At 72.4% G+C, this 15,482-nt stretch carries 11 protein-coding genes and 3 pseudogenes; 5 read left to right on the top strand and 9 right to left on the bottom strand.

The features are described 5' to 3' along the window. A partial coding sequence (locus tag CJ022_RS11505) for an MBL fold metallo-hydrolase (protein ID WP_101926790.1) occupies positions 1–726 on the top strand: 726 nt, incomplete at its 5' end. A gap of 60 nt (positions 727–786) precedes the next feature. Here the strand turns inward: CJ022_RS11505 and CJ022_RS11500 are convergent. From CJ022_RS11500 to radC, 8 genes and pseudogenes are all read right to left on the bottom strand, one after another. Beyond that, on the bottom strand, positions 787–1,239 hold the full coding sequence (locus CJ022_RS11500) for an EF-hand domain-containing protein (protein ID WP_101926789.1): 453 nt from the start codon (positions 1,237–1,239) through the stop codon (positions 787–789). 83 nt (positions 1,240–1,322) lie between these two features. Next, positions 1,323–2,075: an SDR family NAD(P)-dependent oxidoreductase gene (locus CJ022_RS11495; RefSeq protein WP_101926788.1), complete on the bottom strand. Its 753-nt coding sequence runs from the start codon at positions 2,073–2,075 to the stop codon at positions 1,323–1,325. Between the two features lie 117 nt (positions 2,076–2,192). Beyond that, positions 2,193–2,963 carry a UPF0149 family protein gene (locus CJ022_RS17550; protein WP_101926787.1) on the bottom strand — a complete coding sequence of 257 codons (771 nt, stop codon included), beginning with the start codon at positions 2,961–2,963 and terminating at the stop codon, positions 2,193–2,195. Positions 2,964–3,114: 151 nt separating this feature from the next. Then, the gene (locus CJ022_RS11485) at positions 3,115–3,678 is read right to left on the bottom strand and encodes a methyltransferase family protein (protein WP_101926786.1); all 564 of its coding nucleotides are present in this window, start codon (positions 3,676–3,678) and stop codon (positions 3,115–3,117) included. Positions 3,679–3,720: 42 nt separating this feature from the next. Then, on the bottom strand, positions 3,721–4,098 hold the full coding sequence (locus tag CJ022_RS11480; protein WP_101926785.1) for a hypothetical protein: 378 nt from the start codon (positions 4,096–4,098) through the stop codon (positions 3,721–3,723). Positions 4,099–4,609: 511 nt separating this feature from the next. Further along, positions 4,610–5,344 (bottom strand): annotated as a pseudogene (locus tag CJ022_RS11475) (SPOR domain-containing protein); the annotation flags it as partial. Next, positions 5,344–7,022, bottom strand: a pseudogene (argS, locus tag CJ022_RS11470) (arginine--tRNA ligase). The pseudogenes CJ022_RS11475 and argS, both read right to left, overlap by 1 nt. Before the next feature lie 218 nt (positions 7,023–7,240). Continuing rightward, positions 7,241–7,915, bottom strand: coding sequence for a RadC family protein (gene radC / locus CJ022_RS11465; RefSeq protein ID WP_101926784.1), 675 nt, complete (start codon positions 7,913–7,915; stop codon positions 7,241–7,243). Positions 7,916–8,091: 176 nt separating this feature from the next. On the opposite strand from radC, the pseudogene coaBC reads away from it, so the two are divergent. The 4 genes and pseudogenes from coaBC to CJ022_RS11445 all read left to right on the top strand — a co-directional run bounded on the left by coaBC (position 8,092) and on the right by CJ022_RS11445 (position 13,269). Further along, positions 8,092–9,311 (top strand): annotated as a pseudogene (gene coaBC, locus CJ022_RS11460) (bifunctional phosphopantothenoylcysteine decarboxylase/phosphopantothenate--cysteine ligase CoaBC). After that, positions 9,308–9,775, top strand: coding sequence for a dUTP diphosphatase (dut, locus tag CJ022_RS11455; RefSeq protein ID WP_101926783.1), 468 nt, complete (start codon positions 9,308–9,310; stop codon positions 9,773–9,775). Before coaBC ends, dut begins: the two are co-directional and overlap by 4 nt. A gap of 14 nt (positions 9,776–9,789) precedes the next feature. Continuing rightward, entirely contained in the window at positions 9,790–12,111 is a 2,322-nt protein-coding gene (locus CJ022_RS11450; RefSeq protein ID WP_101926782.1) for a phosphomannomutase/phosphoglucomutase, read from the top strand. A 297-nt stretch (positions 12,112–12,408) separates the two neighbouring features. Then, positions 12,409–13,269, top strand: coding sequence for a DNA ligase (locus CJ022_RS11445; protein ID WP_101926781.1), 861 nt, complete (start codon positions 12,409–12,411; stop codon positions 13,267–13,269). A 349-nt stretch (positions 13,270–13,618) separates the two neighbouring features. Here the strand turns inward: CJ022_RS11445 and CJ022_RS11440 are convergent, their stop codons facing one another. Then, on the bottom strand, positions 13,619–15,241 hold the full coding sequence (locus CJ022_RS11440; RefSeq protein ID WP_101926780.1) for a mechanosensitive ion channel: 1,623 nt from the start codon (positions 15,239–15,241) through the stop codon (positions 13,619–13,621). Between the last annotated feature and the right edge of the window lie 241 nt (positions 15,242–15,482).

Below are 15,482 nucleotides of genomic sequence, written 5' to 3'. Positions count from 1 at the left end.
ACGACGCTCGCGGTCGGCGAACCGAAGGCCGATGTCGACGCGGTCCTCGCCGCGGCCGGCGCGCCGACCGACACCGTGCATCTCGGCGTGCAGGCCCTGCTGGTGCGCAGCGGCGCGCGCGTGCTGCTGTTCGACACCGGCGCCGGCGACGCCGCGTTCGCGGACGCGGGCCGGCTGCCGCAGGCGCTGCGTGCGGCCGGCGTCGAACCGGGCGAGGTGACCGACATCCTGATCAGCCATGCGCATCCCGACCACATCGGCGGCCTGCTCGACGCGTCCGGTGCCCCGGCCTTCCCCAACGCGCGTATCCGCATGTCGGCGCCCGAGTGGCAGGCGTTGCAGGCCGACACCGAGCGCGCCGCGCTGGCGACGGCGATCACCGCGCAGGTCGACGCCTTCGCGCCCGGCGCCGAGGTCGTGCCGGGCGTGACCGCGATCGCCGTCGACGGACATACGCCCGGCCACAGCGCCTACGAGATCGTCGATGGCGACGCACGCCTGCTCTACATCGGCGACGCCGCGCACCATTTCGCGGTGTCGGTGCAGCGCCCGCAATGGACGATCGCGTTCGACGGCGATGCGCCGGTGGCGGAAGCCAGCCGCGAGGCGCTGCTGGCGCGCGCGGCCGACAGCGGAATCATCGTCGCCTCGCCGCATTTCCCGTTCCCGGGTCTGGGCCAGATCACGCGGCGCGACGACGGGTTCGTCTGGGCGCCGCAGCAGTAAGCGGGAACGTCGACGCAGGCGGCCCGTCCCGCTGCGGACGATTCACCGTCCGCAGCGGCGTCAGCGCGTCGGCGCGACGACGCCCTGGTGCATGCGGACCAGTTCCGCCCGCGTGACCTTGCCGTCGCCGTCGTGGTCCGCCGTCAGCAGGTCCCGCACGAAGGCCTGTTGCAGTTCTGCGAGCGTGACCCCGCCATCGCCATTGGCATCCCAGCGCTGCATCGTCGTCTGTCGCAGCACGACGTGGATGTCAGGTGGAAATCCGACGTCACCCGGGCTGCCTTTGGCGATCTGCGGGTCGAGTTCGGCGATCGCCAGGACCTCGTTCCGGTTCGCATCGAGTTCTTGGAACACCCGGGCCGCCTCCGCACGGGCTTCGGCCGGGTCGATCACACCATCACGATTGGTGTCCTGCCTGGCGAACATGCGGTCCACCTCGGGGTTGGCCCACGCGGTCGTGGACACCGCCAGCAGCGGGATGAGAAGGGCAGTGGTGCAGGCGGTCCGGACCATAACGACGCCTTGTCGGGCAGGGCGCGCGTCAGTGCGCATTCGCAATATAGCAACGCCGCGCCCGCACGCGGCCGTGCGTTGCATCACTTGTCGCGATGGATCTGGAAGCCCGCGAACGACTGGCTGACCGGCATCACTTCGAGCCGGTTGATGTTGAGGTGCGGCGGCAGGTTCGCGACCCACCACAGGGTGTCGGCGATGTCGTCGGCGACGATCGGCTGCGCACCGGTGTACAGCGAGTCGGACGCGTCCTGGTCGCCGCTGGTGCGCACGAGGGTGAACTCGGTTTCGGCCAGGCCCGGTTCGATCGAGGTCACGCGCACGCCGGTGCCGTGCAGGTCGCTGCGCAGGCCCAGCGAAAACTGGGTGACGAAAGCCTTGGTGCCGCCGTAGGTGTTGCCGCCGGGGTAGGGATAGCTGCCGGCGATCGAGCTGACGTTGAGGATCGCGCCGCGGCGTTCGATCAACGTCGGCAGCAACGCGTGCGTCAGCGTGACCAGCGCGGTGACGTTGGTGTCGATCATCTGCCGCCATTGCGCCAGGTCCGCGCGCTGCGCCGGCGCCGTGCCGAGCGCGAGGCCGGCGTTGTTGACCAGCGCGTCGATGGCGCGGAAGTCCGTCGGAATCGCGTCGAGCGCGGCATGCATCGCGGCGTCGTCGCGGACGTCGAACGCGGCGGTGTGCAGGCGCTCGCTGCCGTGCGCCTCGACCAGCGCCTGCAGGCGTTCGGCGCGGCGGCCGGTCGCGATCACGCGCCAGCCGCCGGCGAGGAAACGCGCGACGGTGGCCGCGCCGAAGCCCGACGTGCCGCCAGTGATGAGGATGGTGCGGGTCATCGCGGAATCTCCTGCGTCGCGCGTCCGCGCGGCGTCTCGTGGGTCATGCAAGCGTGGGCATCGCGGTGCCGGTCGCCGTGTGCCGCACACGCGGCGCGCGCACGGTTCCGGTTGCGGTCAATGCAGCGTCTGGTCCGCGCAGCACTTCTTGTACTTCTTCCCGCTGCCGCAGCTGCAGGGATCGTTGCGTCCCGGCACGTCCGCGCGACGCGCCGGCTCCGGCCGACGGTCGTGCAGCCGCTGCAGGTACATGGCGTGCAGCACGTCGGGCAGGTCGTAGGCCAGATCGAACCGCTCGTCGAGCGACAGCAGGCCTTCGGCGGCCAGTTCGGGATCGTCGAGCTGGGCGGTGTCGACGAGGGCCAGTCGCGTGATCGCACCCAGATCGTCGCCGATCGTCTCGTGCTCCTCCATCCACGCGGCCCATGCGTCCTCGTGCTGGGCCGCGGCGCGCAGGAAGCCGGCGGCCCAGGCCGCCGCGAACGGGAAGTCGGCCGGGATGTCGTCCAGCGCCTCGTCGTCGGCGCCCGGTGTGTCGTCGCCCTCAACCTCGGGCAACCCCAGCAGCGGCATCAGCGCTTCGCGATCGGTGCTGTCCTCGGGATCGTGGCGGATCCGGTGTTCGACCTCGACCGCCAGCCGCGCGATCAGCGCCTCGGCCTCGCGGGTCTGCCGCGCATCGCGCCGCGGCACGTCGCCCTCGCCCCAGACCAGCGGCAGCATCGTGTCCAGCGCCGCGTCGAGCGGGCCGACCGCGAGCGCCGACAGGAAACCATCGAGCATCTCCAGGTTGCCGAGGCCGGTCTCGGGATGCGTGCAGCGGTCGAGCAGCACGTCGAGCCGGTCGAGCTCGGCGTCGCTGAGCGGCGTCGTGGGGGAGGTCGTCATGGGCGGTCTCGAAGTGGCGTGACGGGAGCGGATGCCCGCATCGCACAGCGCCGCCGGCTTCGACCGGTGCAGGCCATGCGGCGGGCGGCAGGGGGCGACAGCTTAACCGCTGGGCCGCGGTCCCGGCCCGCGCGGACCGGCCCGCATTCCATCACCAGACGCCCGGCACCAGGCGCCGCGTGGTGCGCGCGTAGGCGGGATAGTCGACCGGAAACGCCTCCGACAGCGCGGCTTCCTCGATACGGATGCGCTGGCGCAGCGCGGCCCACAACGGCCAGGCGATCACCAGCGGCGCCAGCCCGCTGCCGAGCGCGCACAGGAAGCCTGCGACCGTGAGAAGCAGGCCGGTGTACGAGGGATGCCGCAGCCGGCGGTAGGGGCCGCTGCGGATCAGCCGATGGTCGGCGGCGATCGCGACATCGACGGTGAAGTGCTCGGCCAGCACACGGATCGACCACCAGCGGAACCCCATGCCGGTCAGCATCACCGCGCTGCCGAGCCAGCGCAGCACGGGATGCCAGTCGTCCGGGGCGCGCGCCGGCGGCCACAGCGACACGGCCGCGGCCAGCGCCACGCAGCCGCCGATCACCAGCACCAGGCGCGACAGGGTGCCCGCATCGCGGCTGCGGTCCGGCGCGCGCCGGCGCAGGCCGATCCACGCTTCGCTGAGGGCCCACAGGGCGGTCGAGGCGGTGAACACGATGACGTCGATCATGTCGGTTGCATCCGCGGCGGCAGGGCGACCACGGTCGCAGGCTCAGCGTGAGGCGCCGGTCGCCGATACGGGTTTGCGCGTGGCCTTGCGCGGCGGGGGCGCCTCCGCGTCCGGGGGGTCGGACGCGGCGTGCCGGCGGCGCCCGGTCGCGCCCTTGCCGGTGGTCCGGGCGCGGGTGGCGCGATGCTTCTGCAGCATGTCCTCCGCCAGCACCACGTCTTCCGACAGGATGCCCGCCGCCCGCGCGACCGCGATGCGCGCGGCCGCCTTGTTCTCGTCGGGATTGGCCTGCAGCAGTTCGCGGATCGCCTCGCGGACGGCGGCCTGCGCGTTGTGTTTGAGTTTCAGGTCGCTGCCCTGCTGGAACAGCACCAGCAGCGCGTCGACGACGGGTTTGACGAGGGCGGCTTCGATCACCATGGGAGGTCTCCGGTAGGACGCCAGTGTCCGGCCGGGGCATCGCGCGGGCTGCGACACCGCTGCGACGCGCCGCACGGAACGGGCAGGCTGAAACGCCTGGCGTTCTCGTCGGCGAACTCCCGGGCGGTGCGCCGGGATGGTGCGTGCGACCGATGAACAGGTGATGCGACGCGCCCGGGCCGACGCCGTGGATCCGGCGCGTCGAGCGCACGGCGCGGCAAGGCCGCCGGAACATCGCCGATTTCCTGCTCCGGCGCTGGCAGGCGCACGCGCGGCCCGCGGTCCTCATGACGACGCGTGCAGCGTGCCCGTTCTCACTCTGCGGGTGGGGCGGTGCTGCCCGGTAGACGGTGGACGTGCGGTCCTTGCCCCACCGATTGCGCCGGGACGAGCACGCGATGTCGAGCTGCGGAACGACAGCGGCAGCGGGCACTTTGCGAACGCCCGTCGCCCACACCAGCCTGCGCGGAGGCTCCCGCTGACGTGGGCGAGCGCCACGGCGCGCTCCGCCCTGCTTGGCCTCGGCGAGCTCGGTCGCGGTGCCGTAGGGCCCCATGCGCACGCGGTAGACCGTGCGGCCGTTGGCCTGGCCGGACTCGACGCGCGCGCTCAGGCCGAGCAGGGCGATCCGCGCCTTCAGCGCTTCGGCATCGCCGGAGCCGCTGAACGAGCCGGCCTGCAGCAGATAGCGGGCATCGCCTGTGGCGGCTGCGCCCGGCGTGGTCGACGCGGCGGCCGTCGTGCGCGGCGGCGTCGCTGGCGTTTCGGACAGCGGGCGCGGGCCGTCGGCCGGGGCGTCGCTGGCGAGATCCGCCGCGTCGGGATTGCGCGCCTGCAAGGCGGCCTGCTGCTGCTCGGCGCGCTGCTGGCGTTCGGCTTCGGCGCGGGCGCTGGCGGCGAGTTCGGCGTCGCTCATCGCGACTTCCTGCTCGGGCAGCATCGTGTAGAAATCGTAGTCGGTCGACGCGGCGGCCGGTGCCTGGCCGGCGGGGCGCGGCTGCGGTTCGGGCGTCGCCGCGGGCGCGTCCATGTCCGCTTCGTCCAGCGCGCCGGCCTGCGGCTGCGCATCGGGATTCGGCCGCGGACGGAAGAAACCGTCCTCGCTGTCGGGCTTGAGCAGCCGCGGCGCGGCCAGCACCACGACCAGCGCGATGACGATGCCGATGATCATCCACGCCCAGCCGGGGAGGCCGCCGGAACTGCCGCCGCTGCGGCGGGCCTGCGATTTACCGCGTCGTGCTGCCATTACATCGCCTCCGGGGCGTGGACGCCGAGCAGGGCCAGGCCGTTGGCAAGCACCTGGCGGACCGCCAGTGCCAGCGCCAGACGCGCATCGCGCACGTCGGCATCGTCGACCAGGAACTGGTGGTCGTTGTAGTAGGTCTGGAACGCCTGGGCCAGTTCCAGCAGATAGGTCGCGACCAGGTGCGGCTCGAGCTGGGCGCCGGCGACGGCGACGATCTCGGGCCAGCGCGACAGGTCGATCAGCACGTCGCGCATCGCGACGTCGTCCATGTCCAGCGGCTGCGCCATGCCGTTCTGCAGGTCGAACGCGAGGCCGCGCTCGGTCAGCTGGCGCAGCAGGCCGCAGATGCGCGCATGCGACAGCTGCACGTAGTAGACCGGGTTGTCGAGCGACTGGCTGCGCGCCAGGTCGATGTCGAACACCAGCTGCGAATCCGGCTTGCGCGCGACCAGGAACCAGCGCGTCGCATCGCGCCCGGCCTCGTCGATCAGGTCGCGCAGCGTGAGGTAGCTGCCGGCGCGCTTGGACAGCTTCACTTCCTCGCCGCCGCGCATCACCGTGACCATCTGGTGCAGCACGTACTCGGGATAACCGGCCGGGATGCCGGCATCGAGCGCCTGCAGGCCGGCGCGCACGCGGGCCAGCGAGCCGTGGTGGTCGGCGCCGAGCTCGGTGATCGCGCGCGCATAGCCGCGCTGCCACTTGCTGAGGTGATAGGCGACGTCGGGCACGAAGTAGGTGTAGGTGCCGTCGGACTTGCGCATCACGCGGTCCTTGTCATCACCGTAGTCGGTGCTGCGCAGCCACAGCGCGCCGCCTTCCTCGTAGGTGTGGCCGTGGGCGACGAGCTCGCGCACGGTTTCCTCCACCTTGCCGTCGGCGTACAGCGACGACTCGAGGAAATAGACGTCGAACGCCACGCCGAACGCGGCGAGGTCGCCGTTCTGTTCGCGGCGCAGCCACGCGACCGAGAAACGGCGGATCGCGTCGAGGTCGTCGGCATCGCCGGCGCCGGTGATCGTGTGGCCTTCGATGTCGACGACCGCGCCATCGAGATACGCGCGGGCGACATCGCCGATGTAATCGCCGCGATAGCCCGCTTCCGGCCAGCCGGCGTCGTCGGGCGTCAGGCCCTTCGCGCGCGCCTGCACCGACAGGGCGAGATTCTCGATCTGCACGCCGGCATCGTTGTAGTAGAACTCGCGTTTGACGTGCCAGCCGTTGGCATCGAGCACCCGCGCGATGCAGTCGCCGATCACCGCCGCGCGGCCGTGGCCGACATGCAGCGGACCGGTCGGGTTGGCCGACACGTACTCGACGCCCGCCGTGCGCGCGCCGCCGCTGGCATTGCGGCCGTAGCTGCGGCGACCAGCTGGCGTTGCCAGGCGGCCGGGGTCAGCCGGAAATTCAGGAAACCCGGGCCCGCGATCTCGATCGAGGCGATGTCGTCGTCGGCCGGGATCGCCGCGACCAGTGCCTGCGCCACCGCACGCGGATTGCTGCGCGCGCCGTTCTGGGTCGCGTGACGCGCCAGCAGCATCGCGGCATTGGTCGACGCGTCGCCATGGCTGCGGTCCTTCGGACGCTCGACGACGAAGTCGGGCGTGACAAAGTCGGCGGGCAGGATGCCCTGGTCGCGCAGGGCGGCAATCGCCTGCTCGATGCGGGGCTCGATCAGGGCGCGGAGCTGGGATTTCACGGGCGGATGGTGTCGCGATTCAACGGCCGGCCATTGTACGCGAGCGGACTGTACGGGACGCTGCGGGCCGCGGTGCGTGGCGGTCCGCAGCGGCATACCCTCGATCGCCGGGATACGGCCCCTGCCGCACGATCAGCGCGACGCGTGGCGGTTCGCGGGGACGTCACGCTGGCGCGCAGCGACGCCCGCTCAACGCGCTACACCCACCCGCGCGCCGCCAGCGAGACCGCCGCGCCGTCGCCGACGACGAAATGGTCGAGCAGGCGCACGTCGACCAGCGCCAGCGCCTGCTTGAGCTGCGCGGTCACCGCGCGGTCGGCGGCGCTGGGCTCGCGGCTGCCGCTGGGGTGGTTGTGACCGACGATCACCGCCGCGGCGTTGTGCGCCAGCGCGCGGCGGACGACTTCGCGCGCGTGCACCTCGGCGCCGTCGATGGTGCCGCGGAACAGCTCCTCGAAGCCGAGCGCGCGGTGGCGGGTATCGAGGAACAGCACGGCGAACACCTCGTGCGGGAACGCGCGCAGGCGCTGCGAGAAGTAGCGACCGGCGGCGGCCGGATCGGTCATCGCGTCGCCGCGCTGCAGATCCGAGGCCAGCACCCGGTTGCCGAGTTCCAGCGCGGCGGTCAGCGCGCAGGCGCGCGCGGGGCCGAGCCCGGGCAACGCCGCCAGGCCCTCGGGACCCCGGTCGAGCAGGGCGCGCAGTGGCCCGTGTGCCGCCAGCAGCTGGCGGGCCGTCGACACCGCGTCCTGGCCGCGCAGGCCCGAGCCGAGGAAGATCGCGAGCAGTTCCGCGTCTGACAGCGCCGCGGCGCCGCGGCCGAGCAGCTTCTCGCGGGGGCGTTCGTCGACCGGCCATTCGCGGATGTGCATGGCGCATTCCGGGGAATGCCGGCATCGCGGCGGCGCCGTCGCAGGGGAAGGGCGTCGCGCACGCCGGGATGCCGGCGGAAGCGTTCATTGCAGCGTCGTCGCGGCGCTCAAACAGCCGGGCCGGGGCGTGGCTTCGGGTAAGCTGGCGGCCGGATTGGCGGTAGGAATTTCCCCAGATGACGGCTCGCCCGACCCCGCTGCAGGGGCAGCGCCTCCTGTTGTGCGTCTGTGGCGGTATCGCCGCGTACAAGGCCGCCGACCTGGTGCGCCGGCTGCGCGACGCCGGCGCCGAGGTGCAGGTGGCGATGACCGACAGCGCGCAGCGCTTCGTGTCCACGGCGACGTTCCAGGCGGTCTCGGGTGCGGCGGTGCGCACGTCGCTGTGGGACGCGAACGCCGAGGCCGCGATGGGTCACATCGAGCTCGCGCGCTGGGCGACGCGCGTCGTCGTCGCGCCGGCGACCGCGAACACCCTGGCCAAGCTCGCGCACGGGTTCGCCGACAATCTCGTGACCACGCTGTGCCTGGCGACGACCGCGCCGCTGACCGTGTGTCCGGCGATGAACCACCGCATGTGGCTGCATCCGGCGACGCAGGCCAACATCGCGCTGCTGCGCGCGCGCGGTGCCCAGATCATCGGCCCCGACGACGGGCCGCTGGCCGAAGGCGAATCCGGTCCCGGCCGCCTGGCCGAGCCGGACGCGATCGTCGCGGCCCTGCCGGCATGACCGCAGCGCTCGCCGGCCGCCGCGTCGTCGTCAGCGCCGGGCCGACCTTCGAAGACCTCGATCCGGTCCGGTTTCTCGGCAACCGCAGCAGCGGCAAGATGGGGTTCGCGGTCGCCGCCGCGGCCGTCGCCGCCGGCGCCGAGGTCGTGCTGGTCGCCGGTCCGGTGGCGTTGGCGACGCCACCGGGCGTGCAGCGCGTCGACGTGCGTTCCGCCGCGCAGATGCATGCCGCGGTGTTCGCCGCCCTGCCGGCCGATGTCTACGTCGGCGCCGCCGCGATCGCCGACTTCACCCCGCAGCGCGTCGCCGCGCACAAGATCAAGAAAGTGCCGGGCGAGGACGGCCTGACCCTGCAGCTGGTGCGCACCGCCGACGTGCTCGCGGACGTCGCGCGCGCCGCGCACCGGCCGCGCCTGGTCGTCGGCTTCGCCGCCGAGACCGAGGACGTCGATGCCAACGCCCAGGCCAAGCGCCTCGCCAAGGGCGTCGACCTCATCGCCGCCAACCGGGTCGGCGCGCCCGGCGGCGGCTTCGAGTCCGACGACAACCTGCTCGCCGTGCACGGCGCCGCCGGCGTGCGCACGCTGGGGCCGGGGCCGAAGACCGCCGTCGCCGCCGACCTGATCGCGCTGATCGCCGAACACCTCGCTCCGGAGCTTCGCCCATGACCGCCCGCGCCCACGTGCTCGATGTCCGCGTCCTCGATGCCCGCTTCGGCCAGCAATGGCCCCTGCCGGCCTATGCGACCGAGGCCAGCGCCGGGCTCGACCTGCGCGCCGCGCTCGACGAGGCGCTGACCCTGCTGCCGGGCGACACCGCGCTGGTGCCGTCGGGTCTGGCGATCCATATCGGCGCGCCCGATCTGTGCGCGGTCGTGCTGCCGCGTTCGGGCCTGGGCCACAAGCACGGCATCGTGCTGGGCAACGGCACCGGCCTGATCGATGCCGATTACCAGGGTCCGCTGCTGATCAGCGTGTGGAACCGCGGCAAGGACGCCTTCACCGTCGAACCCGGCGACCGGATCGCGCAACTGGTCGTGTTGCCGGTCGTGCGTGCGACCCTGAATGTGGTGGATACTTTCGCCGACACGTCGCGCGGGGCCGGGGGGTTCGGCCATACCGGCGTCCGCTGACAGGGGAGCACACGATGAGCGACACCGAACCGCGCAAGACGCGCGCCCTGCTGGCGCAGCTGCGCCCGTTCGCCCCGCTGCTGGCCGCCGCGCTGGTGCTGCTGGCCGCGTGGCTGGCCTGGAGCGGCTGGCGGCAGATGCAGTACGAGCAGCGCGTGAGCAGCGCCCAGACCACGCGCGACGCCGCCGTGGCCTCGACCCGGCAACTGCTGGCCGGCGATCTCGCGCAACTGGACACGCGGCTCGCCTCCGCGCCGGTCCAGGCCGCGCTCGGCGCCGGCGACCTCGCGGCGGCCGCGCGTGCGCTCGGCACCGACTGGGCCCAGGCCGAAGCGGTGCAGGTGGTGCCGGCGGATCTGCGCACGCGCTACGCGGCGCTCGACGACGGCGGTTTCGGCGAGCTCGCCGCGCTGGAAGCGGCGCTGATCGAGAACGCGCCGGTGCTGCGGGTGGTGCAGCACGAAGGCGCCCCGCGCGTCGCGCTGGCGGCGCCCGCGCGCGCCGGTGAGACGCTGGCCGGCGTGGCCCTGGTGCGGCTGCCGCTGACGCGCGCGACCGCGGGCCTGGCGGGCGTCGACGTCGACGAGGCGATCTTCCTCGGCCTGCGCCAGAGCAACGTGACCCTGCTCGCGCGCGGCAACACCGAGCTGGTCAACGTCGCCGAACGCCTCGGCGCGCCGGTGCCGGGCACCGGCCTGCGCATCGTCGCCGCGGTGCCGTCGGTCGCGGCCGCGCCGCTTGGCCTCGGGGTCATGCCGCTGTTCGGTTTCGCGCTGCTGTTACTCGTGCTTGCGTACCTTGCGTGGCGGTTGCCCGCCCGCCTGCAACCGGCACGCGCCAGCGACGATGCCTCGCCGACGTTCGCCGAATCGCTGCAGGCGCCGGCCCCCGAAGACGGCGCACCCCCGCCGTTGCCGGTGGTGGCGGCCGCCGATCCCCCGAAGAAGAAGGTTTCGAACGTCATGCTCGATCGCGATATTTTCCGTGCCTACGACATCCGCGGCATCGTCGGCCAGACCCTCGATGCCGGCGTGGCCGAACTGATCGGCCAGTCGGTGGGCTCGCTGATGCGCGAGCAGGACCTGACCGACATCGTCGTCGGCCGCGACGGTCGCCTGTCCGGTCCGGACCTGAGCGCCGGCCTCATCGCCGGCCTGCGCAAGGCCGGCCGCAACGTCATCGACATCGGCATGGCGCCGACGCCGCTGATCTATTTCGGCGCCTACCACCTGCGTACCGGTTGCTGCATCTCGCTGACCGGCAGCCACAACCCGCCGGACTACAACGGCTTCAAGATCGTCGTCGGCGGCGAGACGCTGTCGGGCGACGCGATCATGGACCTGCATGCGCGCGTCGCCGACGACCGCCTGCACACCGCGCCGCAACCGGGCGGCCTGAGCGAACGCGACATCAGCGCCGACTACGTCGAGCGCATCGCCGGCGACATCCAGATCGCGCGGCCGCTGAAGATCGTCGTCGATGCCGGCAACGGTGTCGCCGGCGAGCTCGGGCCGCGCGTGCTCGAGGCGATCGGCGCCGAGGTCATCCCGCTGTTCTGCGAGATCGACGGCACCTTCCCGAACCACCATCCCGATCCCAGCGACGCGCACAACCTCGAAGACCTGATCCAGACCGTCGCGCGCTTCGACGCGGACCTCGGCATCGCCTTCGACGGCGACGGCGACCGCCTCGGCGTGGTCACCCGGGATGGCGAGAACATCTATCCCGACCGCCTGCTGATGCTGTTCGCGGCCGACGTGCTGGAGCGCAACCCCGGCGCGATGATCGTGTTCGACGTGAAGTGCACCGGGCGCCTGCCGGGCCACGTGCTGCGCCACGGCGGCAGCCCGCTGATGTGGAAGACGGGGCATTCGCTGATCAAGGCCAAGATGCGCGAGACCGGCGCCGAGCTGGCCGGCGAGATGAGCGGCCACTTCTTCTTCGCCGAGCGCTGGTACGGCTTCGACGACGGCATTTACGCCGCTGCGCGCCTGCTCGAGATCCTGGCCGTCGACGACGATCCGTCCGCGGTGCTGAAGGCGCTGCCGAACGGCATCTCGACGCCGGAGATCAAGGTCGACGCGCCCAATGGCGACCCGCACAGCTTCGTCGCTCGGGTGCAGGCCAATGCCGCGTTCGAGGGTGCGCGCCTGTCCGACATCGACGGCGTGCGCGCCGACTGGCCGGACGGCTGGGGCCTGGTGCGCGCATCCAACACCACGCCGGTGCTGGTGCTGCGCTTCGACGCCGATACGCGCGAGGCGCTGCAGCGCATCCAGGCGCTGTTCCGCGAGCAGCTGCTCGCCCTCGACCCGGCGCTCAAGCTGCCGTTCTGACGGCCGCCACGTGATGCGACCGACGCCGGCCCCGTGCCGGCGTCGTCGTGTCGGGGGCCGACGCACGCGATGTCCTGCGCGGGCAGCGCTCCAGTGCGCACGAGCGGCCGCGCGTCGCGACGAGCGCACCGACGTTTGCCGCGGCGCACACGATGGCGACGCGGCCGGGTGCGCGTGCACCGGCGGCGAACGCCCGGGCCCGCGCGGGCGGATTCCGACGCCACCGTCTGCGCTCTTCCGATACCGGCGCGTGCCGTGCCGCGCGACGCTGCGGGTCCCGTGCTCCGGAGTCCGCGCATGCGCCTGCACCTCGTCGTCCTGCTGCTGTGGTGCGCCGCCTGGAGCGGTGCGCTGCCCGTGTCCGCCCAGCCGGCCACGCCGCCACGGTTGATGCTGGCCTCGAGTGCGCACGATGCCATCGACGTGCCCGCCTACCTGGTCAGCGAGAAATACGACGGCGTGCGCGGGCGCTGGGATGGACGCGCGCTGTGGACCCGGGGCGGCCATCGCATCGACGTGCCGGCGGCCTTCGTCCGTGGCTGGCCGGCCACGCCACTGGATGGGGAACTGTGGCTCGCGCGCGGCCGCTTCGAGGCGGTCAGCGTGCTGTCGCGCACGCAGCGCGCCGACGATCCGCTGTGGCGAGAGGTGCGCTTCCTGGTGTTCGATCTACCGGGGCATGCAGGCCCGTTCGCCGAACGTGTCGATGCGATGCGGGCGCTGGTCGCGGACGCGCGCAACCCGTCGCTGCAGGTCGCGGCGCAGCGTCGCTTCGCCAGCCGCGAGCAGCTCGACGCGCATCTGCGCGAGGTCGTCGCCGCTGGCGGCGAAGGCTTGATGCTGCATCACCGCGACGCGCACTACCGCATCGGGCGCAGCGATGCGTTGCTGAAGTACAAACCGCACGACGATGCCGAGGCCCGCGTCGTCGGGCACACGCCGGGCAAGGGCAAGTACAGCGGCCTGCTCGGCGCACTGGTCGTCGAACAGCGCGACGGCCGTCGTTTCCGGCTCGGCAGCGGCTTCACCGACGCCCAGCGTGCGGCGCCACCGTCCATCGGCAGCTGGGTGACCTATCGCTACAACGGCCTGACCGCGACCGGCCTGCCACGGTTCGCGCGCTTCCTGCGCGTACGCGAGGACCTGCCGCCGGAGTGAGGCGCGGGCTGCGCCGCGCGCGGCGCGATGCGGTGTCGCGGCGTGACGCGATCCGAAGCTGCGACACGAGGCGCGCGCCGTCGTCCGGAGACGTCACGCAGGCCGGCGCGACCCTTCGGCGGGAACGCACACGTCGTCCGGGCTGCCGGCTGCCACCGACCGTCGCTGCGGCGACCCGCGCTGCCGCAACGCACGACCTCGCCGCGCGTGCCGGACTGCGAATCCGACCGCGCATGGCGAAGGGTCCGCGGGCACGACGGTCTCACGTATCTGGCACCGCCCGGCGCAAACGCAACGGGCCCGCCAGAGGGCGGGCCCGTGCGTCATGACAGGGCGACGCGCGTCGGCGTCAGGGCAGGCGGTCGTCGCGCTCGCGACGGTCCAGGTAGTCCTTCGCCCAGCGGTCGGTGACCTTGCCCGCCGCATCGCGTCCGCCGAGGCCGAAGGCCAGCGCGACCGCGATCGCGACGGCGCCCAGCACCAGGCCGAAGGCGAGGTTGACGATGTCGTCGGCGATGCCCATCGCGCGCAGCCCCATCGCCAGCACCAGGCCGATGATCGCCACGCGTGCGATGCGCGCCAGTCCCGGCGTGCCGTCCGGATTCGCGCGCTGGATCGCACGCGCCGCCAGATCCGCCAGCCAGTAGCCGACGACCAGGATCACCGCGCCGAGCAGGATGTCGCCGCCGAACGCGATGAACGTCGCCAGCAGATCGCGCACGCCGGTGAAGCCCAGGCGATGCGCGGCTTCCACGGTCGCGAACAGCAGGATGAAGAACAGCGCGACGCGGCCGACGAACGCGGCCAGGCCCGCGGGCCGCGGCGTCACGACCTGGGCGGGCGCGATCGGATCGGCACCGATCGGCAGACCGGGTTCGGGCGTGCCGGCAGCGGCGACCGGATCGGCGCTCGCGAGCCCGCTGTCGACCGGCGACACGGTGGCGGGGGCCGGCGTCGACGCGAACAGATGGCCCAGGCCGAGACGCGCGGGAATGCCGTCCACGCCGAGGTTCTCCAGCAGGCGCGTCAGCAGGCCCGCGACGAAGCGGCCGAGGAACCAGGCGACGATCAGGATCAGCGCCGCGGCCAGGATGTTCGGCACCGCGGTCAGGAACAGCCCCAGCATCTCGCTCGCCGGCGCGGAGATCGCACGGATCGCCAGCGCGTCCAGCGCCGCGATCAGCGTCGGTACGATGACGAGGATGAACACCAGCGTGCCGCCGAGCTGCGACAGCTTCACGCCTTCGGTCAGGTGCTCGCGGTTGCTGTAGCGGTCGACGCCCGACGCGGCCAGCAGGTTCGTCACCAGGCCCTGCAGCACCTTGGCGACCAGCCAGCCGACGAGGCCGATGACGATCGCGGCGAAGATGTTCGGCAGCGCGGCGGTGAATTGCGCGGTCATGTCCGACAGCGGCAGCATCAGGCCTTCGATGCGCAGCGCGCCGACGATCGCCGGCAGGAACAGCAGCAGCACCAGCCAGTAGACGACGTTGCCGAGCACGGCCGAGATCGGCTTGACGCCGGCCGAGGCCGACAGCTTCTCGTCCCAGTGGCCGGCGGCCATCAGGCGGTTGATGCCGGCGCGCAGCACGGTGGCGACGATCCAGGCGACCAGCGCGAGGATGCCGGCCAGCAGGATGCGCGGCAGATACAGCATCACCTCGGTGACCAGCGCGGAGAACGGCCCGTAGAGCCCGTCGAAGCGCAGGACGCTGAAGACGCCGATGAGGGTGATGATGAGGACGAACCAGAACCCGATCGACGCGCCGATCTTCGCGACATCCAGATGCGACGCGGTCTGGCTGTTGACGCGCTCGTTGACGCGCAGGCGGTGCAGGCCGTTGCGGATCGCGCCGCGGACGAACAGCGCGATGATCAGGCCGACGATCAGGATCGCGACGGCGCCGAGCACGCTGGGCAGGTAGGTGCCGAGGCTCATTTCGAGCTGTCGGCCCAGAGTGGTGGGTGGCATGGATCTCTCTCCTCGCAGGGGGTGCACGCGCAATGCGCGCCGGTTCGACGGTCAAGCGGCACCCGTTGCGGGCCCCGCGCGGTGGCGGCGACCGGACTGTCGCAGGCCGATCGCCAGGCACGCAGCACGGCGCCTGGCGGAGGTCGGAAAGGAGGTCTGCGATCGACGATGCCGCGGATCACGCAGCGGACATCGTGTCCGGTTCGCAGACATCGTGGCATGCGCGCACGTCGCGCCACGG

Source organism: Luteimonas rhizosphaerae (assembly GCF_002849595.1).
GTDB lineage: Bacteria > Pseudomonadota > Gammaproteobacteria > Xanthomonadales > Xanthomonadaceae > Luteimonas > Luteimonas cellulosilyticus.
This window is presented reverse-complemented; position numbering and strand designations above follow the sequence as displayed.

What these genes read in the sequence shown, in the direction of transcription:
- CJ022_RS11480 (WP_101926785.1), bottom strand. Translation starts at nt 4,098, where the DNA reads ATGGTGATCGAAGCCGCCCTCGTCAAACCCGTCGTCGACGCGCTGCTG.
- CJ022_RS17550 (WP_101926787.1), bottom strand. Translation starts at nt 2,963, where the DNA reads ATGACGACCTCCCCCACGACGCCGCTCAGCGACGCCGAGCTCGACCGG.
- CJ022_RS11485 (WP_101926786.1), bottom strand. Translation starts at nt 3,678, where the DNA reads ATGATCGACGTCATCGTGTTCACCGCCTCGACCGCCCTGTGGGCCCTC.
- dut (WP_101926783.1), top strand. Translation starts at nt 9,308, where the DNA reads ATGACCGCCCGCGCCCACGTGCTCGATGTCCGCGTCCTCGATGCCCGC.
- CJ022_RS11440 (WP_101926780.1), bottom strand. Translation starts at nt 15,241, where the DNA reads ATGCCACCCACCACTCTGGGCCGACAGCTCGAAATGAGCCTCGGCACC.
- CJ022_RS11500 (WP_101926789.1), bottom strand. Translation starts at nt 1,239, where the DNA reads ATGGTCCGGACCGCCTGCACCACTGCCCTTCTCATCCCGCTGCTGGCG.
- CJ022_RS11445 (WP_101926781.1), top strand. Translation starts at nt 12,409, where the DNA reads ATGCGCCTGCACCTCGTCGTCCTGCTGCTGTGGTGCGCCGCCTGGAGC.
- CJ022_RS11495 (WP_101926788.1), bottom strand. Translation starts at nt 2,075, where the DNA reads ATGACCCGCACCATCCTCATCACTGGCGGCACGTCGGGCTTCGGCGCG.
- radC (WP_101926784.1), bottom strand. Translation starts at nt 7,915, where the DNA reads ATGCACATCCGCGAATGGCCGGTCGACGAACGCCCCCGCGAGAAGCTG.
- CJ022_RS11450 (WP_101926782.1), top strand. Translation starts at nt 9,790, where the DNA reads ATGAGCGACACCGAACCGCGCAAGACGCGCGCCCTGCTGGCGCAGCTG.